Raw genomic sequence first — 19,472 nt, forward strand, 5'->3', positions numbered from 1 at the left:
AGACCCTGGAACGGTCCCCTGGTGAACTGCGGCTGCGGTGGGAAGCCGTGCGTCTCACCGCCGACGGCCCACCTCAGGCGGTGACGCGTTCGAAGATCGCGGCAAGGCCCTGTCCGCCGCCGATGCACATGGTCTCCAGGCCGTACCGGGCCTCGCGGCGGTGCAGTTCGCGGGTGAGCGTGGCGAGGATGCGGGCGCCGGTGGCGCCGACCGGATGGCCGAGGGAGACGCCGGAGCCGTTGACGTTGATGCGTTGCTCGTGGTCGGCGCAGCCGAGGCCCAACTCGCGTGTACAGGCGATCACTTGGGCGGCGAATGCCTCGTTGAGCTCGATCAGGTCGAGGTCGGCGAGGGTGAGTCCGGCACGGTCGAGGGCGGTCCGGGTCGCGGGGACGGGGCCGATGCCCATGGTCGCGGCGGGCACCCCGGCGCGGGCGAAGGAGACCAGCCGGACCAGCGGGTCGAGGCCGAGCCGTTCGGCGGTGGCCGCGCTGGTCACCAGGCAGGCGGCGGCCGCGTCGTTCTGCCCGCTGGCGTTGCCCGCGGTGACGGTCGCCCCGGGGTCGGACTTCGCCATGACCGGGCGCAGCGCGGCGAGTTGTTCGGCGGTGGTGTCGGGGCGCGGGTGCTCGTCGGTGGTCACGACCGTCTCGCCCTTGCGGGTCCGTACGGTGACGGGAACGGTCTCCGCGTCGTACCGCCCCTCCGCGGCGGCCCGGCCGGCGCGCTGTTGCGAGCGCAGCGCGAGGGCGTCCTGGTCGGCGCGGCTGATGCCGTAGGCGCGGCGCAGGTTCTCGGCGGTCTCGATCATCCCGCCGGGCACCGGGTGGTTGACGCCGCCCGCGGTCACCCGGCCCCTGGCCAGCGCGTCGTGGAACTGGAGGCCGGGGCCCTTGATGCCCCAGCGTCCTTCGTGCGTGTAGTACGGGGCCGCGCTCATCACGTCGACGCCGCCCGCGATGACGACATCGCTGAAGCCCGCCCGGATCTGCATCGCCGCGTCGAGGACGGCCTGGAGGCCGGAGCCGCAACGACGGTCGATCTGGGAGCCGGTGACGGTCTCGGGCAGCCCGGCGTCGAGGGCGGCGACCCGGCCGATGGCGGGGGCCTCGGCGGACGGGTAGGCGTGCCCGAGGATGACCTCGTCCACCGCGGCCGGGTCGATCCCGGTGCGGGCGACGACCTCGGCGATGACGCGAGCCGCAAGCGCGGCCGGAGTCTGCTGGGCGAACACTCCGCCGAAACGGCCGATGGGGGTGCGCAGCGGTTCGCAGATGACGACATCGAGCTGCTGGTCGGGCACGGCGTGACCTTTCGGTGGCGAGGGGCGCTTCTCCGCCCTTTCGGCGACGAGGGGCGTGTGTCGCCGACCCTCGCACCCGACGACTGAGTCGGTCCAATATCCAGTTCACCCTGGTTCAAGACGTGACGCGTCTCAATGGCGGCTCGCGGCGGTTCGGTCCCCGGCCGGGCCCACTCGATCCACCGCGTCCGTCGCGTCCACCGGACCCGCCGGCGTGGGCAGTGCCTCCTGGGCCACCGCCAGCACCGCCCGCAGTGCGGCGGAGGGGTTGTCGGACCGCCAGGCCAGCGCCGCCTGGAGCCGGATGGGGGGTCCGGAGAGGGGGCGGTAGACGAGGCCGTTCTGCTGGATGTGCTGGACGGAGGTGACGGTGAGCGTCACGCCGACGCCTGCGGCGACCAGCGCCAGGATGGTGTACGAGTCGGGTGCCTCCTGCACCACGCGCGGGTTGAACCCGGCGGACTCGCAGGCCCCGACCATCGCATCGCGCACGGTGGAACCGGTGTTGGCGGGGAAGGAGACGAAGGGCTCCTCGGCCAGGACGGCGATCGGGACGCTCTCCAGCCGGGCGAGCCGATGGTCGAAGGGCAGCGCGCACACCAGCTCCTCCTCGGCGATCACCCGGTACGCCACCCCCGGCCGGGTCACCGGCAGCCGGACGAACCCCAGGTCGAGCGAGCCGTCCGCGACCCGGTCGAGCGCGACGTTGGCGTACGTCTGCCCCTTCATGACCAGCTCAAGGGCGGGGTGGGCGGCGCGTACGGCCCGGGTGAGGAGCGGCAGGGTCTCGTGACTGGAGGCGCCCGCGAAGCCGATGGTGACCCGCCCGTACTCGCCCCGGCCCGCCGCTTTCGCCGCCCGCACCGCGGTGTCGAGGTCGTCGAGGACGGTCCGCACCGGCTGGAGGAAGGACTCCCCCGCGCTCGTCAGCCGCACCGACCGGGTGTTGCGTTCGAAGAGCTGCACGCCCAGCTCCTTCTCCAGCTGCCTGATCTGCTGGCTCAGCGGCGGCTGGGCCATCTGCAGCCGTTTGGCGGCCCGCCCGAAGTGCAGCTCCTCCGCCACGGCGACGAACGCGGACAGGTGACGCAATTCCATGTCCGCTCCTCGGACCACCGGTCCCCACGGACCCGATTCATTAATCAGACGTCTTACTGGGACCTTAATTTGATATTGGACAGCAATCAATAGTCGCTGACACGGTGGGGCGACGCGCATACATCAGGACGCGCACGGCCGGAGGAGCACCGTGGCCACGACGGACCGGATAGACGCGACGGACGCGACGGACCGGGGAGACAGGACGGAAACGGACCGGAAGGACAGGGCGGGCCGGAAGGACAAGACGATGTCGATGAGGGCGGCGATCGCCGCCTTCGTCCACGACGGTGGCACCGTCTGCCTCGAAGGCTTCACCCACCTCGTCCCCACCGCCGCGGGCCACGAGATCATCCGGCAGGGCCGCCGCGACCTGACCGTCGTCCGGATGACCGCGGACATCGTGGTGGACCAGATGATCGCCGCGGGCTGTGTCTCGCGGCTGGTCTCCTCCTTCGTCGGCAATTCCTCCGCCGGATCGCTCGGCGAGCTGCGCCGCCGCGTCGAGAGCGGCGAACCGGCGCCGCTCGCCTTCGAGGAGTACAGCCACTACGGAATGATCTGCCGCTATCTCGCCGGTGCCCAGCGGCTGCCATTCTACCCGCTGCGCAGCTACGGGGGCAGTGATCTGCCGTCCGTCAACAGCGATCTGCGCAAGGTCACGTCGCCCTACCCCGGCCCGGACGGCGAGGCCGAGCAGATCTATGTCGTACCGCCCGTCAATCCCGATGTGACGATCATCCACGCCCAGCGCGCCGACCGCAGCGGCAACACCCAGATGTGGGGGCTGACCGGCATCCAGGCCGAGGCGGTGTACGCGGCGGACAAGGCGGTCGTCGTCGTGGAGGAGATCGTCGACGACGAGGTGATCCGCTCGGACCCGAACCGTACGCTCGTCCCCGCTCACGCCGTCGATGCCGTCGTGGTCTGTCCGCGCGGCGCCCACCCCTCCTTCGCCCAGGGGTACTACGACCGGGACAACGCCTTCTACCGGGCCTGGTCGCACATCAGCAAGGACCCGCGGCGGCTGCGGCAGTGGCTGGACGAATGGGTGCGCGGGACGGCCGACCACGCCGAGTACGTCGACAGGCTCGGCGAGGAGTTCTGGTCGCGCCTGGCGGTCGGCGAGGCGCTCAGCCGACCGGTGAACTACGGGCGGCGGCTGTGAGCGCGGAAACAGGACAGCGGACGCGAACGCGACGCGAGAGGGAACGGGTCATGACCACCACCGCACCGGACACCCTCACCTCGTCGGAGCTGCTCTCCGTCGTCGCCTCCCGCGAACTGGCCGCGCGTCGCACCGTGTTCGCGGGGATCGGCCTGCCGACGCTCGCCACCGAGCTGGCCCATCTGACGATCGCCCCGCAGATCGAGGTCGTGTACGAGTCCGGGGTCTGCGGCGCCCATCCCTCGCATCTGCCGGAGACCATCGCCGACGCGGTTCTGATCACCGGTGCCGAGGCGGTGCTGTCGATGCCCGCGCTCTTCGGCTGCGTCCTCCAGGGCGGCCACATCGACGTGGGGTTCCTCGGCGCCGCCCAGATCGACCGGTGGGGCAGTCTCAACACGTCCGTGATCGGCGACTGGCACAGCCCCTCGGTCCGGCTGCCCGGCTCCGGCGGCGGCATCGAGGTGATGGCCAACTCCCGCGAGGTCTTCGTGGTGATGCGCCGCCACAATCCGCGCTCCTTCACGGAGAACCTGGACTTCTGCACCACGCCCGGCCCGGACCGTGCCCTGGCCGAGGGCATCCGGCCGCTGGGCGCCGGTGTCACCCGGGTCATCACCGAACTGGGCATCCTGGCCCGCGCGGGAATAGGCGAGGAGCTGCGGCTGGTCGCCGTCCACCCGGGCGTCACCGTCGACCAGGTGCGGGCGGCCACCGGCTGGGACCTGCGGATCGCCGACACGGTCGGGACCGTACCCCCGCCGACCGCGGCCGAACTGCGGCTGCTGCGCGAGGACGTGGACCCGGACCGCGTCTATCTTCGCTGAGACGGATCACATGTCACACCCCGAGAGGACCGCAACCGCCATGCGTATCAGGATCGTCGGCGCCGGGGCCATGGGCCGCGGCATCGCCCAGTGGGCGGCGACCGCCGGACACACTGTCGAGCTGTGCGACGTACGGACGGAGGCGGTGACGGCCGCCGTGGACTTCGTACGGTCCATGCTCGAACGGGCCGTGCACAAGGGCCGGATGTCCACCGAGGACTCCGCAGCCGCCCTGGAGCGGCTGATCCCGCTGGACGACCCGTGGGCGGCGGGCCCGGACGTGGAACTGGTCATCGAGGCCGTGCGGGAGGACCTCGGCACCAAGACGGAGGTCTTCGGCCGGCTGGAGCAGGCCCTGCCCGCGACGGCCGTCTTCGCGACCAACACCTCCTCCCTTTCGGTCACCCGGATCGCCGCGGCGCTGAAGGACCCGACGCGCCTGGCCGGGCTGCACTTCTTCAATCCGGTGCCGCTGATGAGGATCGTGGAGGTGGTACCCGGCGCGGCCACCCGTCCGGAGATCCCGCCCGCCCTCACCGCACTCGTCGAGAGCTGTGGACACCGTGCGGTCACGGTCGCCGACACCCCCGGCTTCCTGGTCAATCACGCGGGCCGCGGCCTGGTGACCGAGGCGCTCGCACTCCTGGAGGAGACGGTCGCCGACCCTGCGGGCATCGACCGGATCGCCCGCGAGGTGCTCGGGCTGCGGATGGGCCCGTTCGAGCTGATGGACCTCACGGGTCTGGATGTGACGGCCACGGTGATCGATTCGATCTGGACGGGGTTCCGGTACGCGGACCGGCTCCGCCCCTCCTACCTCACCCCGAACCGGGTGGCCGCCGGGCTGCACGGCCGCAAGACCGGGCGCGGCTGGTTCGAGCACGGCCCCGAGGCACCCGGCCCGGCCCCGGAACCGCCCGTCACGGGCAACGCGGACCGCCCCGTGTTCGTCCACGGCGCCGCACCGCGGGACCAGGACGCGACCGCCCTGCGTGCGGCGCTGACCACGGCGGGCGCCGTCGTCGAGACCGGCACGGAGCCCTCCGCCGACGCCCTCGTACTCGTTCCGGTCTGGGGCACCACGGTGGCCTCCGCGGTCGCCGCGCACCGGCTGCCCGCGGGGCGCACCTTCGGCGTGGACCCGCTGCCCACGGCCGGCCGGCGCCGGGTGCTGGCCGTGACCCCGGCAGCGGACCCGTCCGCCGCGCGTGACGCCCGCGCCGTGCTGGCCCGCGCCGAGGACGGCGAGGCCGGGTACGCGGTCTCGGTGGTGCGGGACACGGCGGGCTCGGTCGCCCAGCGGCTGCTCGCCTCGATCGTCTCGGTCGCGGCATCGATCGCGGAGCGCTCCATCGCCGCCCCCGCCGACATCGACCTGGCCGTGACGGCCGGGCTCGGCTACCCCGTCGGCCCGCTGGCCTGGGGCGACCGGATCGGCGCCGAGCGGATGCTGGAGCTGCACCGGGCACTGCACGTCACGACGGGCGACCCGCGTCACCGCCCGAGCCGCTGGGTGACCGAACGCGCCCAGCTCGGTCTGGCGCTGACCGACCCGGGAACATCACCCGCCGACTGCACGGCGGGCACCCCGTCGCCGTGACAGCGGGTCGATGCTGCTCGCCATGACGGCGGGGCGGGGTGAGAGGCGGGGCGGGAGGCGGGACAGGGCGGGAGGCGGGACGGGCGGGAGGCGCCAGGAGCCCCGGCAGGCCCGTCCCGCCCGCCGCCCACGCCGACGCAGGCCCCGCAGGCCCCGCAGCCCCGAACGTCCCGCGGCCCCGCGGTTCACCGCCCATGTCCGTTTCGTACAAGACCCGTGACGGTGTCCGTCCTACGGTCGGAGCATGACTCCACGCATGGACGCGATCGGCATCATCACCGCGGATCTGGCCGCATCGCTCACCTTCTACCGCCGGCTCGGTCTCGACATCCCCGCCGACGCGGAATCCGCACCCCATGTCGAAGTGACACTCCCGGGCGGGCAGCGCCTGCTGTGGGACACCGAGGAGGTCACCCGCTCGTTCGATCCCGAATGGGCCCCGCCGCACGGCGGGGAACGCCTCGGGCTCGCCTTTCTCTGCGACAGCCCGGCGGAGGTGGACGCGGTGTACGACGACCTGACCAGCGCCGGGTACCGGGGAAATCTGAAGCCGTGGGACGCGGTGTGGGGGCAGCGCTACGCGACGGTCCTCGACCCGGACGGCTGCGCGGTGTCGCTGTTCGCCGCCAACGGCTGAGCCCATGACCCGTCCGGCCGCCTCACGAGGGCGCCAGATGGGCGGTCAGAGTGGTCCCGGCCAGGTCGCGCACCTCCCGTGCGAGATGGGCCTGGTCGGTGCAGCCCGCCGCGACCGCCGCCTCGGCGTAGGGCGCTCCGGACCGGGCGAGGGCGAGCGCGCGCTGCAGCCGCAGGATCCGGCCGAGCGTCTTGGGCCCGTAGCCGAAGGCCGCGAGTGACCGGCGGTGCAGCTGACGGGTGCCGACGCCCACCGTCCGCGCGATGTCGGCGACGGACCGGCCGTCACCGAGCTGCACGGCGACGGACCGCATCAGCGGGTCCGGCGGAGCCGTGCCGACCGCTCGTCGCAGCGCGATGGTCTCCAGCGCGGCGGTGGGGTCGGGGGCCTCCACGAGGCGCTCGGTGAGCTCCCGGACCAGCGCTCCCGGCCACAGGTCCGCGAGATCGACCCGGCGGTCGCGCAGTTCGTGCGCCGGCGCACCGAGCAGTGCGGGGGCCGTGCCGGGCGCGAAGCGGATGCCGGTGTACCGCCCGCCGGCCTCGACGGCCGTCGTCGCGGCACGGGTGTCGGGTCCCGCGACGAGCAGCCGTCCGTCGATCCAGAGCAGGTCCATGCAGCCGTCCGGCAGCACCGCATGGGCCGATCCGTCCGGCACACTCAGCGTCCACAGGGTCGCGCCGTCGAACCTCGACGCCCACTCTTCGTACCTGTCGCCCATGCCTCACACGCTAATCTCGTGCGGACGGAATCAGCTTCCCGGGGGCGGTCATGACGGCACTGATGGAGTTCACCACCGACAGCGGCGCGGCGGTCACGGTCGAGGTCGACCGCCATACGCCGGGCGCGCATCTCGTCGCACTGGGCGACGACAACACCCTGGCCAGAGCCGGGCGTACGTTCGACAGCGCACTCACCGGCATCCGCTCGGCAGCCGAATCCGCGCTCGCGGTGTTCCGGGACGGTGCCCTGAAACCGGACGGTGTGGAGCTGGAATTCGGAGTGAAGATCACGGCCGAGGCCGGCGCCGTGATCGCCAAGAGCGCGGTCGAGGGCCATTTGCTGGTCAAGCTGTCCTGGTCTCCCGGCGCGGCGGCGACGGCACCGACCGCTCCCACGACTCCGGCGATTCCCACCGCGCCCACGCCCGCGCCCCCGGCGATCCCGGCGCCCACGACCCCGGCCGCGACCCCCTCGCCGACCGCACCCCGCGCATCCGCCGACTAGGACCTGTCCGGCCGATCACGGGGGTTGCGGGGAAGCGCGTGGACGCGCAGCGCGGCGGGTGTCATGATCACGCGGGCGTCCGGCGCGGCTCCGGTGCGCGGGAAGGGGCCATGAAGCTCTACGTCGCCATACCTGTTGTTCTGCTGGCGTTGCTCGGCGCCGCCTCCGGCGTAGCGGGGGTTACGCGTGGCTGGGTGCTCCCCACGAACCGGCGGCCGGTCCACCGCCCTCGCCTGTACGGCTGGGGCCAGTTGGTGGCTGCCTTCGCCCTGTGCTGGCAGCAGGTCTTCTTCTGGGTACTCAGCGACCCCGACACCCGCCAGTGGGGGTCGCTGAGCGGCAGCGCGCTGTTGCTGACCGGCCTCATCCTGATGATGGTGAGCTATCGCAGGAGCGGCAATCGGCAGGGCAGTGGCACGCCCTGAGGGAGGTGTCCCGTTGGAGCTTGACACGTCCTGGTCGGTGGTCGTCCTCACCCGTCGGACGGGGTGTCCGGCCTGTCCGGCCTGTCCGGCTCCTTGTCGCGGCTCGGCTGCAGCCTGGACTTCACGTCGTCCGGCGGCAGGAACCTCGACCAGCGTTCCGGGAACTCGGACGGCATGTAGGGGCTGCCGCCGTCCTCGTCGTCCCCGTCGTCGTCCAGGTCGCCGTCCTGGTTCTCCGCCTGCGTCCGGGCCACGAACTCCGCGGCCTGGGCCGCCCGTACCCGGTCGTTGGCCGCGCGCGCGGCGGCCGTCGCCAGCGAGGGCCACACCCGGTCGATGGCGGCATTGACCGCCGCCCCCACCAGCACCGCGAACGCGGAGATACCGATCCACAGCAGGACGGCGATCGGCGCGGCCAACGAGCCGTAGATCGTGGGCCCCTCGACCGTACTGGTGAGATAGATCCGCAGCAGGAAACTACCGAGCACCCACATCGCGAGCGCCACCAGCGCCCCCGGCACGTCCTCGATCCACGGCGAACGGACCGGCACGGACACGTGGTAGAGCGTCGTCAGGAACGCGATCGACAGCAGTATCACCAGCGGCCAGTACAGCACGCTTATGAGCTCGGTCCCCCACGGGATGAACTCCACCACCCTGTCCGGGCCGACCACGAGCAGCGGCAGCACGACGGCGCCGAGCAGCAGCGCGACGACGTACAGCAGGAAGGAGAGCAGCCGCGTCTTGACGATGCCGCGCTGGCCGTCGAGGCCGTACATCACCGTGATCGTGTCGATGAAGACGTTGACGGCGCGGGAGCCGGACCAGAGCGCGATCGCGAAGCCGATGGAGATGACATCGGGCCGCGCGCCGGTGGTGACGTCCGCGAGGAGCGGTTTGGCGAAGTCGTTCACGCCCCGCTCGCTGAGCACCGTCTGCGCGGCGTTGAGGATGTTCCGCTCGATGGAGGCGACCGTGGTGGTGTTGGTCCACTCGTCGACATAACCGAGCAGCCCGATCAGGCCGAGCAGCAGCGGAGGCAGGGACAGCAGGGTGAAGAACGCGGCCTCGGCGGCGAGTCCCAGAATGCGGTACTCCATGCACGAGTTGATGGTGTCCTTGAGCAACTGCCAGACCATCTGCCGCTTGGATACGTTGCGGTAGAGGACTCGGGCGCGGTGGAGCCGCCCCGCCGGCCGCTCGGGTGTTTCATTTGCTGCCTGCACGTCCTTACCGTATCGGCATGGCAGCCACCACCCACACAGTGTCCAACCAGGTACCGCCGCTGAACGGCTACGACGTCTTCGCCGCCGACCTCGCGCTCACCGAGGCCGTGCAACGTCACATGCCACCCGAACTCCTGGCCACGGCGCGGGTCGAGCTCGGCGAGCTGGGCAGGGCCGCGGGCTCCGCGCAGGCGCAGGAGTGGGGGGCGCAGGCGAACGGGAATCCGCCGGTACTGCGCACCCACGACCGGTACGGGAACCGCATCGACGAGGTGGAGTTCCATCCGGCCTGGCACCGGCTGCTGGGCCATGCGGTCTCCGCGGGTCTGACCGACGCCTGGGGCAGGCCGGCCGGTCATGTACGGCGGGCGGCCGGCTTCCTGGTGTGGACGCAGGCGGAGGCGGGACACGGCTGTCCGCTGTCGATGACGCACGCGGCGGTGCCCGCGCTGCGGACCGATCCGGCGCTGGCCGCCGAGTGGGAACCGCTGCTGACGTCGACGGTGTACGAGCAGGGGTTGCGGCCCGCCGCGCAGAAGGCCGGAGTGCTCTTCGGCATGGGCATGACGGAGAAGCAGGGCGGCACGGACGTACGGTCCAACACGACGCGGGCCGAGCCGCTGGCGGCCCAGGGCGAATACCTGCTCACCGGGCACAAGTGGTTCTGTTCGGCGCCGATGTCCGACGGCTTCCTGGTGCTCGCGCAGGCACCGGGGGGTCTGACGTGTTTCCTGCTGCCCCGGGTGCTGCCCGACAGCACCCGCAACACGTTCGCGATCCAGCGGCTGAAGGACAAGCTGGGCAACCGGTCCAACGCGTCGAGCGAGGTCGAGTTCGACGGGACCTGGGCGCGCCGGGTCGGCGACGAGGGGCAAGGGGTGCGCACCATCATCGAGATGGTGGCGGCGACCCGGCTGGACTGTGTGGTCGGTTCGGCGGCGCTGATGCGGCAGGCGGTGGCACAGGCGATCCACCACTGCACGTACCGCAGCGCCTTCGGCGGGGTGCTGATCGACAAGCCGCTGATGCGCAATGTGCTGGCCGATCTGGCGCTGGAGTCGGAGGCGGCGACGGTGCTGGCGCTGCGGCTGGCGGCCGCGTACGACGCCGGTTCGGAGAACGAGCGGGCCTTCCTGCGGATCGCGGTGCCCGCCGCGAAGTACTGGGTGACGAAGCGGTGCACACCGATGGTGGCCGAGGCGCTGGAGTGTCTCGGCGGCAACGGATACGTCGAGGAGTCCGGTATGCCCCGGCTGCTGCGCGAGGCGCCGCTCAACTCGATCTGGGAGGGCTCGGGGAACGTGCAGGCACTGGATGTGCTGCGGGCACTGCAGCGCGAGCCGTCGGCGCTGAACGCGTTCCTCCAGGAGGTCGGCAGGGCGCGAGGCGCTGATCACCGGCTGGACGGGGCGATCAAGGACATGCTGACGGAGCTGGCCGATCTGAACGGGATCGAGGCGCGGGCCCGTCGGCTGGTCGAGCGGATGGCTCTCGTCCTGCAGGGCTCGCTGCTGGTGCGCTGGGCGCCACCGGAGGTGGCCGACGCGTTCTGCGCGTCACGGCTGGGCGGGGATCGGGGCGCGGCGTTCGGGACGTTGCCGCACAGTCTCGATCTGGCCTCGGTCGTGGAACGGGCCCGGCCCGTCGAGCGATAGGGCCGTCCGTTCGGTTCGCAACGGCTCCCGGGGAGCAGGGCGCGCGCCCGGTCCGAGTCGAACGAGCGCCCCTGTCGAACTGGCGTCCCTGAGGCGGACGTACAGCAACGGAAGGTGGTGCTGCGCCGACACGGCACCACCCTCCATGCTGAGCACACCGAACAGGGGACACAGGCCCCGTCGTACGGTGTTCCGCCACTCTCGTACGGACCCGCACCCGCTCGCCAGAGTTGCAAAGGGTTGCAACCATGGTGCGGAGTGCGCAGTATCGGTCCCCTCGCAGCAGGCAGGATGGGCCCGCGGGCCGTCGAGCCGGCCCTGGCATCTGGGGGGAATGAGCGTGGAGACAAGCCCTGCCGAGGTGACGCGATCGGTCGTGCCGCAGTCCGTCGAGGCCCTGCGCCTGATCCACCGGGTCAGGGAGGCCAGACTCTCCGGCGGGCGTTCACCGGCCGCCCCGAGGGCGGAGATCGGTGCCTCGTGGGACCGGGCGCTGCGCAGCGGTGTCGATCCGGACCAGTCCACCGACAGCGTGCTGCTGGAGATGGACGAGATCGAGCGCCGGCGCCGGACGTCGGCGCTGGGCGAGGTGATGCCGCTGCTGAGCGAGAATCTGGTCTCCCTCGCGGACACCGCCCAGCAGATCGTGGTGGTCACCGATGTGGACGGCCGGGTGCTGTGGCGCCAGGGCAATACGGGGGTGCTGCGCCGGGCGGACGGCATCTGTCTGGCGGAGGGCGCGGCCTGGGCCGAGGCGAGCACGGGGACGAACGCGATCGGTACGGCGCTCGTCTCGCGCGCACCGGTCCGGGTCCACTCGTCGGAGCACTTCGTGCGGAGTCTGCGCAACTGGACGTGTGCGGCGTCCCCGGTGCGTGATCCGCGGGACAACCGGCTGATCGGCATCGTCGACCTCAGCGGTCCGGCGTCCACCTTCCATCCGGCCTCGCTCGCGCTGGTCGGTTCGGTCGCCCGGCTCGCCGAGAGCGAGATCAAGAACCGTCATCTGCAGGCGATCGACCGGCTGCGTTCGGTGGCGGCGCCGCTGCTGTGCCGGCTGGGCGGCCGGGCCCTGGCGGTGGACACCCATGGCTGGCTCGCCGGGGTGACCGGGATGCCGCCGGTCGACCGGCTGCCGCTGCCCAAGTCGTTGCAGCCGGGCCGGGTGTGGCTGCCGTCGCTCGGCATGTGCCGGGTCGAGCCGTTGTCCGGCGGCTGGCTGGTTCAGGTCACGGACGGGCCCGCGGACGAGTCGCGGCGTCGGGTGGTGCTGGATCTGAGCCGGCCGCGCGGTCTCACGGTCCATGTGGCGAGTGCGGTCAGCACCTGGATGCAGCAGCTCTCGCCGCGCCACGCGGAGCTGCTGTACGCCCTGGCGCTGCACCGCGAGGGGCGTACGGCGTCGGAGCTGGCGCAGGACATCTTCGGCGACGCGACCCGGACGGTGACGGTGCGGGCGGAGATCTCACGGATCAGGCGTCATCTCGCGGAGGTGCTGGCGCACCGTCCGTACCGCTTCGGCGAGGGGGTCGAGGTGGAGGTGATCCGCCCGGAGCACCCGGCCGATCTGCTGCCGCGCTCGACCGCTCCGGTGGTGGTCAGGGCGCGTACGGCCGGATAGGCCCGGTGCCCAAGGCGCCCGGCCGTCCCGAGCGGCGGGACCGGCTTGGGCTTGGACCGCGCGGCATGGTTCCCTGGCAGCCATGAACAACCCCGCGGGCACCGCTGCCACCACCGCCGAGGTGACCATCTGGTCCCTGGAACAGACCTCTCCCGACGATCTGCGCCCTGCCGCGGTCCCGGAGGGCGACGTGCGGATCGTGCGCTCGGAGGTACCACTGCCCGAGTTCAGCCGGTTCCTCTACACGGCGGTCGGCGGCGACATCCAGTGGACGGACCGGCTCTCGATGACGTACGCGCAGTGGCAGGAGGCCCTGGAGCGGCCCGGGGCGGAGACCTGGGTGGCGTACGTCAACGGCACCCCGGCCGGATACATCGAACTGGACCCGCAGGACGACGGGGTGGTCGAGATCATGTACTTCGGGCTGATACCGGCCTTCCGGGGGCGCCGGATCGGCGGCCATCTGCTCTCGTGCGGGGTCGCCCGCGCCTGGGACCTGGCCGAGCGCCGACCGGAGCGGACGCCGACCAAGCGGGTCTGGCTGCACACCTGTTCAAAGGACGGCCCGCACGCGATGGACAACTACCTGCGGCGCGGCTTCCGGCTCTTCGACACGAAGGTGGAGCTGGAACCCGAGGTGGCGACACCGGGGCCGTGGCCGGGGTCGGGGCGATAGCGCCAGAAGGGCGGCTCCGGCGTCGGCTGGGGTGAATGCGGCCATTCCGGGCGGCCCGGACCGCGCGGATGGGGTGATGGGCGCCACACGTCTCGCATGACGGGACACTCTCGTCCACATCATGGATAGTGGTGGACTGCTCCGAGATGCGCGTGACACGCTTCCGTCATGTCTGGAACTGGAATTGCCTTGGTGAGTCGACGCCACGTCGACCTCGGCCGCGTATCCAGCGCCATCTGTCCGGTGAGCTGAGAGTCCCAGCACCGCCGCGTTCCCCTTTTCTCTGCGAACCCTGCGCACCGCCGCGCCTCAGCGCGAGTGTGCAGTTCAGAGCCGCCCTCCTGCAGTCCCGAAGGACGTACTGTCATGGCCGCTACCCCGGAACAGCCTGCGACCACCACACCTCGCCGCAAGGCCGGACGCCACCGTGGCGAAGGCCAGTGGGCCGTGGGGCACCACACTCCGCTCAACGGCAATGAGCAGTTCAAGAAGGACGACGACGGTCTCAATGTGCGGACACGCATTGAGACGATCTACTCCAAGCGCGGATTCGACTCGATCGACCCCAACGACCTCCGCGGGCGCATGCGCTGGTGGGGTCTGTACACCCAGCGCAAGCCCGGGATCGACGGCGGCAAGACCGCGATCCTGGAGCCGGAGGAGCTGGACGACACGTACTTCATGCTGCGGGTACGGATCGACGGCGGCCGGCTGACCACCGCGCAGCTGCGGGTCATCGGCGAGATCTCGCAGGAGTACGCGCGCGGCACCGCGGACATCACCGACCGGCAGAACATCCAGCTGCACTGGATCCGCATCGAGGACGTCCCGGCCATCTGGGAAAAGCTGGAGGCCGTCGGTCTCTCCACCACCGAGGCGTGCGGCGACTGCCCCCGCGTGATCATCGGCTCCCCCGTGGCGGGTATCGCCGCCGACGAGATCATCGACGGCACGCCCGCCGTCGACGAGATCCACGACCGCTACATCGGCAACAAGGAATTCTCCAACCTGCCGCGCAAGTTCAAGACCGCGATCTCCGGTTCACCCGTGCAGGACGTGGTGCACGAGATCAATGACATCGCGTTCGTCGGCGTGGTCCACCCCGAGCACGGTCCGGGCTTCGACGTCTGGGTCGGTGGCGGACTCTCCACCAACCCGAGGCTGGCCGAGCGGCTGGGCGCCTGGGTGCCGCTCGACGAGGTTCCGGACGTCTGGGCCGGAGTCGTCGGCATCTTCCGCGACTACGGATACCGGCGACTGCGCACCCGCGCCCGTCTGAAGTTCCTGATGGCCGACTGGGGCCCCGCGAAGTTCCGCCAGGTGCTGGAGGACGAATATCTGAAGCGTCCGCTGACCGACGGACCCGCGCCCGAGCAGCCCAGCAGCCGCTGGCGCGACCACGTGGGTGTGCACCAGCAGCAGGACGGCCGCTTCTACGTCGGCTTCGCACCCAGGGTCGGCCGCGTGGACGGGTCCACCCTCGCCAAGATCGCCGACCTCGCCGCGGCGCACGGGTCGGACCGGCTGCGGACCACCGTCGAGCAGAAGATGCTCATCCTCGACGTGGCACAGGACCAGGTGGACTCCCTGGTCGCCGGACTGGAGGCGCTCGACTTCCAGGTGAACCCCTCTCCGTTCCGGCGCGGCACGATGGCCTGCACCGGCATCGAGTTCTGCAAGCTGGCGATCGTCGAGACGAAGGCACGCGGTGCCTCACTGATCGACGAACTGGAGCGGCGCCTGCCGGACTTCGACGAGCCGCTCACCATCAACATCAACGGCTGCCCCAATGCCTGCGCCCGCATCCAGACCGCCGACATCGGCCTCAAGGGCCAGCTCGTCCTGGACGCCGACGGCAATCAGGTCGAGGGCTATCAGGTGCACCTGGGCGGCGCCCTGGGCCTGGAGGCCGGCTTCGGCCGCAAGGTCCGTGGCCTGAAGGTCACTTCGGCCGAGTTGCCCGACTACGTCGAGCGGGTCCTGGGCCGCTACCAGGAGGAGCGCGAGGACGGCGAGCGGTTCGCCACCTGGGCGGCGCGGGCCGGTGCGGAGTCTCTGTCATGAGCGAACGTGCCGCGCCGTTCTACTGCCCCTACTGCGGCGACGAGGACCTGCGCCCGCACGAGACCGGGCACGGAGCCTGGGAATGCGCCTCCTGCAACCGCGCGTTCCAGCTGAAGTTCCTGGGGCTGCTGAGCCGTGGGCTGCGGCACAACGAGGGGGAAAGGGAAGGGATATGACGGACACTCGGACAGCGGAGCACACCGCGGGGGAGCTCAAGGAGCTGGCCGGGCGGGCGGCCCGGGAGCTGGAGCACGCCTCCGCACCGGAGATCCTGCGGTGGGCCGCCGACACCTTCGGCAAGCGGTTCTGCGTCACCTCCTCCATGGAGGACGCGGTCGTCGCGCACCTCGCCTCGCGTGCCCTCCCGGGCGTCGACGTGGTCTTCCTCGACACCGGCTACCACTTCCCCGAGACGATCGGCACCCGCGACGCGGTGGCGGCGGTGATGGACGTCAACGTCATCACGCTGGCCCCGCGGCAGTCCGTGGCCGAGCAGGACGCCGAGCACGGACCGAAGCTGCACGACCGCGACCCCGATCTGTGCTGCACGCTGCGGAAGGTCAAGCCCCTTGAAGACGGCCTGCGTTCGTACACGGCCTGGGCGACCGGGCTGCGCCGCGACGAGTCCCCCACCCGGGCGAACACTCCGGTCGTCGGCTGGGACGAGAAGCGGCAGAAGGTCAAGATCTCACCGATCGCCCGCTGGACACAGGACGACGTCGACGCGTACGTGGCGGAGCACGGTGTCCTCACCAATCCACTGCTGATGGACGGCTACGCCTCGGTGGGCTGCGCACCCTGCACCCGCCGGGTGCTGGAGGGCGAGGACGCCCGTGCCGGACGCTGGGCCGGCCGGGGCAAGACCGAGTGCGGGCTGCACGACTGATGACGACTGATCAGGAGACTTCGATGAGCGTGACGGAGACGGGAGCCACCATCTGGCTGACCGGTCTGCCGAGCGCGGGCAAGACCACCATCGCGTACGAACTCGCCGGGCGGCTGCGCGGCGAGGGCCACCGCGTGGAGGTGCTCGACGGCGACGAGATACGGGAGTTCCTCTCCGCGGGTCTCGGCTTCTCCCGCGAGGATCGCCACACCAACGTCCAGCGGATCGGCTTCGTCGCCGAGCTGCTGGCGGCCAACGGCGTGAAGGTGCTGGTCCCGGTCATCGCCCCGTACGCGGACAGCCGGGACGCGGTACGCAAGCGGCACCAGGCCGAGGGGACCGCGTATCTGGAGGTGCATGTCGCGACCCCGGTCGAGGTGTGCTCCGTACGTGATGTGAAGGGCCTCTACGCCAAGCAGGCGGCGGGCGAGATCAGCGGGCTCACCGGGGTCGACGACCCTTACGAGGCGCCCGAGTCGCCGGATCTGCGGATCGAGTCGCACCGTCAGACCGTGCAGGAGTCCGCGGCGGAGCTGTACGCGCTGCTGAGCGAGAGGGGGGCGGCGTGACGACCGTCGCGACCGCGTCGGAAGGCACCGACAATCCGTACGCACTCAGCCACCTGGACTCCCTGGAGTCCGAGGCCGTGCACATCTTCCGCGAGGTGGCGGGCGAGTTCGAGCGGCCGGTGATCCTCTTCTCCGGCGGCAAGGACTCCATCGTGATGCTGCACCTGGCGCTCAAGGCCTTCGCGCCCGCGCCCGTGCCGTTCACGCTGCTGCACGTCGACACCGGGCACAACTTCCCCGAGGTGCTGGAGTACCGCGACCGTACGGTGGCGCGCCACAGGCTGCGGCTGCACGTCGCCTCCGTGCAGGAGTACATCGACGCCGGGAAGCTCCGCGAGCGCCCGGACGGCACCCGTAACCCGTTGCAGACCGTGCCGCTGACCGAGGCCATCCAGCAGCACCGCTTCGACGCCGTGTTCGGCGGCGGACGCCGTGACGAGGAGAAGGCACGCGCCAAGGAGCGGGTCTTCTCGCTGCGCGACGAGTTCTCCCAGTGGGATCCGCGCCGCCAGCGCCCCGAGCTGTGGCAGCTCTACAACGGCCGGCACGCGCCGGGCGAGCACGTCCGGGTCTTCCCGATCTCCAACTGGACCGAGCTGGACGTCTGGCAGTACATCGCGCGCGAGGGCATCGAGCTCCCGGAGATCTACTTCGCCCATGAGCGCGAGGTCTTCGGCCGCTCCGGCATGTGGCTGACCGCGGGCGACTGGGGCGGCCCCAAGGAGGGCGAGCGGGTCGAGACCCGGCAGGTCCGCTACCGCACGGTGGGCGACATGTCGTGCACCGGCGCCGTCGACTCGGACGCGACGACGCTGGACGCCGTGATCGACGAGATCGCCGCCTCCCGGCTCACCGAGCGGGGCGCGACGCGTGCCGACGACAAGATGTCCGAGGCCGCGATGGAAGACCGCAAGCGCGAGGGGTACTTCTAAATGACCACCACAGCCGAGCAGTTGTCGGCCACCACTCTGCTGCGGTTCGCCACCGCGGGGTCCGTCGACGACGGCAAGTCCACCCTCGTGGGACGTCTGCTGCACGACTCCAAGTCGGTCCTCGCCGACCAGTTGGAGGCCGTCGAACACGCCTCGCGCAGCCGGGGCCAGGAGGCGCCCGACCTGGCGCTGCTGACCGACGGCCTGCGGGCCGAGCGCGAGCAGGGCATCACCATCGACGTCGCCTACCGCTACTTCGCGACCCCGCGCCGCCGGTTCATCCTGGCCGACACCCCTGGGCACGTGCAGTACACCCGGAACATGGTGACCGGGGCCTCGACCGCCGAGCTGGCCGTCGTCCTGGTCGACGCCCGCAACGGAGTCGTCGAGCAGACCCGCCGCCATGCCGCGGTCGCCGCGCTGCTGCGGGTGCCGCATGTGGTGCTGGCCGTCAACAAGATGGACCTGGTCGACTACGCGGAGCCCGTCTTCGCCGCCATCGCCAAGGAGTTCACCGCGTACGCGGCGTCCCTGGGCGTCCCCGGCTGGGGGTCTGGGGGGGACCCCCAGGAAAACTGGTGTACCGCGATCCCGATCTCCGCACTGGCCGGTGACAACGTCGTGGAGCCGTCCGCCAACATGGACTGGTACGGCGGCCCGACCGTCCTGGAACACCTGGAGACGGTGCCGGTCAGCCATGACCTCACCGCCTGCCACGCCCGCTTCCCGGTCCAGTACGTCATCCGCCCGCAGACCGCCGAGCATCCGGACTACCGGGGCTACGCGGGGCAGATCGCGGCGGGTGCGTTCCGTGTCGGCGAGGCCGTCACCGTGCTGCCCTCGGGCCGTACGACGACGGTCACCGCGATCGACGCGCTCGGCGAGAGCGTGGACATCGCCTGGGCGCCCCAGTCGGTGACGATCCGCCTGGCCGACGACATCGACATCTCGCGCGGTGACCTGATCGCGCCGGCCGGCGACGCGCCCGCGGTCACGCAGGATGTCGAGGCGACCGTCTGCCATGTCGCCGACCAACCGCTCACCGTCGGCCAGCGGGTGCTGCTCAAGCACACCACCCGCACCGTCAAGGCGATCGTCAAGGACATCCCCTCGCGCCTCACGCTGGACGACCTCTCCCAGCACCCGTCGCCCGGCCGGCTCGTCGCCAATGACATCGGCCGGATCGTCGTCCGCACCGCGGAGCCGCTCGCCCTCGACGCGTACGCGGACTCCCGGCGCACCGGTTCCTTCCTGCTGATCGACCCGGCGGACGGCACCACGCTGACGGCCGGCATGGCAGGTGCCTCGTTCGCCGCCGCGGCCGGCCCCCAGGCCACAGTCACGGCCGCCGACGACGCCGAATGGGACTTCTGATGAATATCGACATCTACTCCACGTTCGCCAAGGAGGGCGGTCGCGTCGGCAGCGGCGCCCTCGGCAGCGGCCAGGGCGGGGTCGCGCGATGTGCGCGATGACGTACGCGCACTGCCTGCGCGCCCACTCGCACCAACCGCACCACCAGCACGGCCAGTTCAGACGAAGACCTGCCGACTTCCCG

At 71.3% G+C, this 19,472-nt stretch carries 20 protein-coding genes; 16 read left to right on the top strand and 4 right to left on the bottom strand.

Annotation, left to right across the window (positions count from 1 at the left end; all coding sequences use genetic code 11):
- Positions 1–73: 73 nt before the first annotated feature.
- On the bottom strand, positions 74–1,303 hold the full coding sequence (locus ACZ68L_RS11330; RefSeq protein ID WP_469576145.1) for an acetyl-CoA C-acetyltransferase: 1,230 nt from the start codon (positions 1,301–1,303) through the stop codon (positions 74–76).
- Positions 1,304–1,435: 132 nt separating this feature from the next.
- Positions 1,436–2,401, bottom strand: a complete 966-nt coding sequence (locus ACZ68L_RS11335; protein WP_469576146.1) for a LysR family transcriptional regulator — start codon at positions 2,399–2,401, stop codon at positions 1,436–1,438.
- A 250-nt stretch (positions 2,402–2,651) separates the two neighbouring features.
- Here ACZ68L_RS11335 and ACZ68L_RS11340 point away from each other — a divergent pair, with 250 nt between their 5' ends.
- The 4 genes from ACZ68L_RS11340 (at position 2,652) to ACZ68L_RS11355 (ending at position 6,633) form a co-directional block, all read left to right on the top strand.
- A complete protein-coding gene (locus tag ACZ68L_RS11340) occupies positions 2,652–3,569 on the top strand; it encodes a CoA transferase subunit A (protein ID WP_469576418.1) in 918 nt (305 codons plus the stop codon).
- A gap of 50 nt (positions 3,570–3,619) precedes the next feature.
- Positions 3,620–4,396, top strand: a complete 777-nt coding sequence (locus tag ACZ68L_RS11345) for a CoA-transferase subunit beta (RefSeq protein ID WP_469576147.1) — start codon at positions 3,620–3,622, stop codon at positions 4,394–4,396.
- A gap of 40 nt (positions 4,397–4,436) precedes the next feature.
- The gene (locus ACZ68L_RS11350; RefSeq protein ID WP_469576150.1) at positions 4,437–5,996 is read left to right on the top strand and encodes a 3-hydroxyacyl-CoA dehydrogenase; all 1,560 of its coding nucleotides are present in this window, start codon (positions 4,437–4,439) and stop codon (positions 5,994–5,996) included.
- Positions 5,997–6,240: 244 nt separating this feature from the next.
- Positions 6,241–6,633, top strand: coding sequence for a VOC family protein (locus ACZ68L_RS11355; protein WP_469576152.1), 393 nt, complete (start codon positions 6,241–6,243; stop codon positions 6,631–6,633).
- A gap of 22 nt (positions 6,634–6,655) precedes the next feature.
- On the opposite strand, the gene ACZ68L_RS11360 is transcribed toward ACZ68L_RS11355, so the two are convergent.
- Positions 6,656–7,354 (bottom strand): DUF6597 domain-containing transcriptional factor, encoded by a 699-nt coding sequence (locus ACZ68L_RS11360; protein ID WP_469576153.1) that lies wholly within the window; start codon positions 7,352–7,354, stop codon positions 6,656–6,658.
- A gap of 50 nt (positions 7,355–7,404) precedes the next feature.
- On the opposite strand from ACZ68L_RS11360, the gene ACZ68L_RS11365 reads away from it, so the two are divergent.
- Together ACZ68L_RS11365 and ACZ68L_RS11370 are read left to right on the top strand one after the other, a co-directional pair.
- A complete protein-coding gene (locus ACZ68L_RS11365; protein ID WP_469576155.1) occupies positions 7,405–7,860 on the top strand; it encodes a CU044_2847 family protein in 456 nt (151 codons plus the stop codon).
- A 110-nt stretch (positions 7,861–7,970) separates the two neighbouring features.
- Positions 7,971–8,285: a hypothetical protein gene (locus tag ACZ68L_RS11370; RefSeq protein WP_469576156.1), complete on the top strand. Its 315-nt coding sequence runs from the start codon at positions 7,971–7,973 to the stop codon at positions 8,283–8,285.
- A gap of 47 nt (positions 8,286–8,332) precedes the next feature.
- Here the strand turns inward: ACZ68L_RS11370 and ACZ68L_RS11375 are convergent, their stop codons facing one another.
- Complete coding sequence (locus ACZ68L_RS11375; RefSeq protein ID WP_469576419.1) at positions 8,333–9,424, bottom strand: YihY/virulence factor BrkB family protein; 1,092 nt, start codon at positions 9,422–9,424, stop codon at positions 8,333–8,335.
- 104 nt (positions 9,425–9,528) lie between these two features.
- On the opposite strand from ACZ68L_RS11375, the gene ACZ68L_RS11380 reads away from it, so the two are divergent.
- The 10 genes from ACZ68L_RS11380 (at position 9,529) to ACZ68L_RS11425 (ending at position 19,288) form a co-directional block, all read left to right on the top strand.
- Positions 9,529–11,166: an acyl-CoA dehydrogenase family protein gene (locus ACZ68L_RS11380; RefSeq protein ID WP_469576158.1), complete on the top strand. Its 1,638-nt coding sequence runs from the start codon at positions 9,529–9,531 to the stop codon at positions 11,164–11,166.
- A 334-nt stretch (positions 11,167–11,500) separates the two neighbouring features.
- Complete coding sequence (locus tag ACZ68L_RS11385; RefSeq protein ID WP_469576159.1) at positions 11,501–12,787, top strand: helix-turn-helix domain-containing protein; 1,287 nt, start codon at positions 11,501–11,503, stop codon at positions 12,785–12,787.
- An 82-nt stretch (positions 12,788–12,869) separates the two neighbouring features.
- On the top strand, positions 12,870–13,463 hold the full coding sequence (locus ACZ68L_RS11390; protein WP_469576160.1) for a GNAT family N-acetyltransferase: 594 nt from the start codon (positions 12,870–12,872) through the stop codon (positions 13,461–13,463).
- Positions 13,464–13,631: 168 nt separating this feature from the next.
- Positions 13,632–13,715, top strand: a complete 84-nt coding sequence (locus ACZ68L_RS11395) for a putative leader peptide (protein ID WP_388671963.1) — start codon at positions 13,632–13,634, stop codon at positions 13,713–13,715.
- 114 nt (positions 13,716–13,829) lie between these two features.
- A complete protein-coding gene (locus ACZ68L_RS11400) occupies positions 13,830–15,527 on the top strand; it encodes a nitrite/sulfite reductase (protein WP_469576162.1) in 1,698 nt (565 codons plus the stop codon).
- The gene (locus ACZ68L_RS11405) at positions 15,524–15,703 is read left to right on the top strand and encodes a hypothetical protein (RefSeq protein ID WP_469576163.1); all 180 of its coding nucleotides are present in this window, start codon (positions 15,524–15,526) and stop codon (positions 15,701–15,703) included. The genes ACZ68L_RS11400 and ACZ68L_RS11405 overlap by 4 nt, the downstream gene beginning before the upstream one ends.
- The gene (locus ACZ68L_RS11410; protein WP_469576164.1) at positions 15,700–16,413 is read left to right on the top strand and encodes a phosphoadenylyl-sulfate reductase; all 714 of its coding nucleotides are present in this window, start codon (positions 15,700–15,702) and stop codon (positions 16,411–16,413) included. The genes ACZ68L_RS11405 and ACZ68L_RS11410 overlap by 4 nt, the downstream gene beginning before the upstream one ends.
- A 23-nt stretch (positions 16,414–16,436) precedes the next feature.
- Positions 16,437–16,982, top strand: coding sequence for an adenylyl-sulfate kinase (gene cysC, locus ACZ68L_RS11415; protein ID WP_229845811.1), 546 nt, complete (start codon positions 16,437–16,439; stop codon positions 16,980–16,982).
- Complete coding sequence (gene cysD, locus ACZ68L_RS11420; protein WP_469576165.1) at positions 16,979–17,914, top strand: sulfate adenylyltransferase subunit CysD; 936 nt, start codon at positions 16,979–16,981, stop codon at positions 17,912–17,914. Before cysC ends, cysD begins: the two co-directional genes overlap by 4 nt.
- A complete protein-coding gene (locus ACZ68L_RS11425) occupies positions 17,915–19,288 on the top strand; it encodes a sulfate adenylyltransferase subunit 1 (RefSeq protein WP_469576167.1) in 1,374 nt (457 codons plus the stop codon).
- Positions 19,289–19,472 lie beyond the last annotated feature (184 nt).

The organism is Streptomyces sp. NPDC104309, from assembly GCF_055584025.1.

Coding starts and splice junctions, on each gene's coding strand:
- ACZ68L_RS11335 (WP_469576146.1), bottom strand. CDS start 2,401: ATGGAATTGCGTCACCTGTCCGCGTTCGTCGCCGTGGCGGAGGAGCTG.
- ACZ68L_RS11340 (WP_469576418.1), top strand. CDS start 2,652: ATGTCGATGAGGGCGGCGATCGCCGCCTTCGTCCACGACGGTGGCACC.
- ACZ68L_RS11345 (WP_469576147.1), top strand. CDS start 3,620: ATGACCACCACCGCACCGGACACCCTCACCTCGTCGGAGCTGCTCTCC.
- ACZ68L_RS11350 (WP_469576150.1), top strand. CDS start 4,437: ATGCGTATCAGGATCGTCGGCGCCGGGGCCATGGGCCGCGGCATCGCC.
- ACZ68L_RS11355 (WP_469576152.1), top strand. CDS start 6,241: ATGACTCCACGCATGGACGCGATCGGCATCATCACCGCGGATCTGGCC.
- ACZ68L_RS11360 (WP_469576153.1), bottom strand. CDS start 7,354: ATGGGCGACAGGTACGAAGAGTGGGCGTCGAGGTTCGACGGCGCGACC.
- ACZ68L_RS11365 (WP_469576155.1), top strand. CDS start 7,405: ATGACGGCACTGATGGAGTTCACCACCGACAGCGGCGCGGCGGTCACG.
- ACZ68L_RS11370 (WP_469576156.1), top strand. CDS start 7,971: ATGAAGCTCTACGTCGCCATACCTGTTGTTCTGCTGGCGTTGCTCGGC.
- ACZ68L_RS11375 (WP_469576419.1), bottom strand. CDS start 9,424: ATGGTCTGGCAGTTGCTCAAGGACACCATCAACTCGTGCATGGAGTAC.
- ACZ68L_RS11380 (WP_469576158.1), top strand. CDS start 9,529: ATGGCAGCCACCACCCACACAGTGTCCAACCAGGTACCGCCGCTGAAC.
- ACZ68L_RS11385 (WP_469576159.1), top strand. CDS start 11,501: ATGAGCGTGGAGACAAGCCCTGCCGAGGTGACGCGATCGGTCGTGCCG.
- ACZ68L_RS11390 (WP_469576160.1), top strand. CDS start 12,870: ATGAACAACCCCGCGGGCACCGCTGCCACCACCGCCGAGGTGACCATC.
- ACZ68L_RS11395 (WP_388671963.1), top strand. CDS start 13,632: ATGTCTGGAACTGGAATTGCCTTGGTGAGTCGACGCCACGTCGACCTC.
- ACZ68L_RS11400 (WP_469576162.1), top strand. CDS start 13,830: ATGGCCGCTACCCCGGAACAGCCTGCGACCACCACACCTCGCCGCAAG.
- ACZ68L_RS11405 (WP_469576163.1), top strand. CDS start 15,524: ATGAGCGAACGTGCCGCGCCGTTCTACTGCCCCTACTGCGGCGACGAG.
- ACZ68L_RS11410 (WP_469576164.1), top strand. CDS start 15,700: ATGACGGACACTCGGACAGCGGAGCACACCGCGGGGGAGCTCAAGGAG.
- cysC (WP_229845811.1), top strand. CDS start 16,437: ATGAGCGTGACGGAGACGGGAGCCACCATCTGGCTGACCGGTCTGCCG.
- ACZ68L_RS11425 (WP_469576167.1), top strand. CDS start 17,915: ATGACCACCACAGCCGAGCAGTTGTCGGCCACCACTCTGCTGCGGTTC.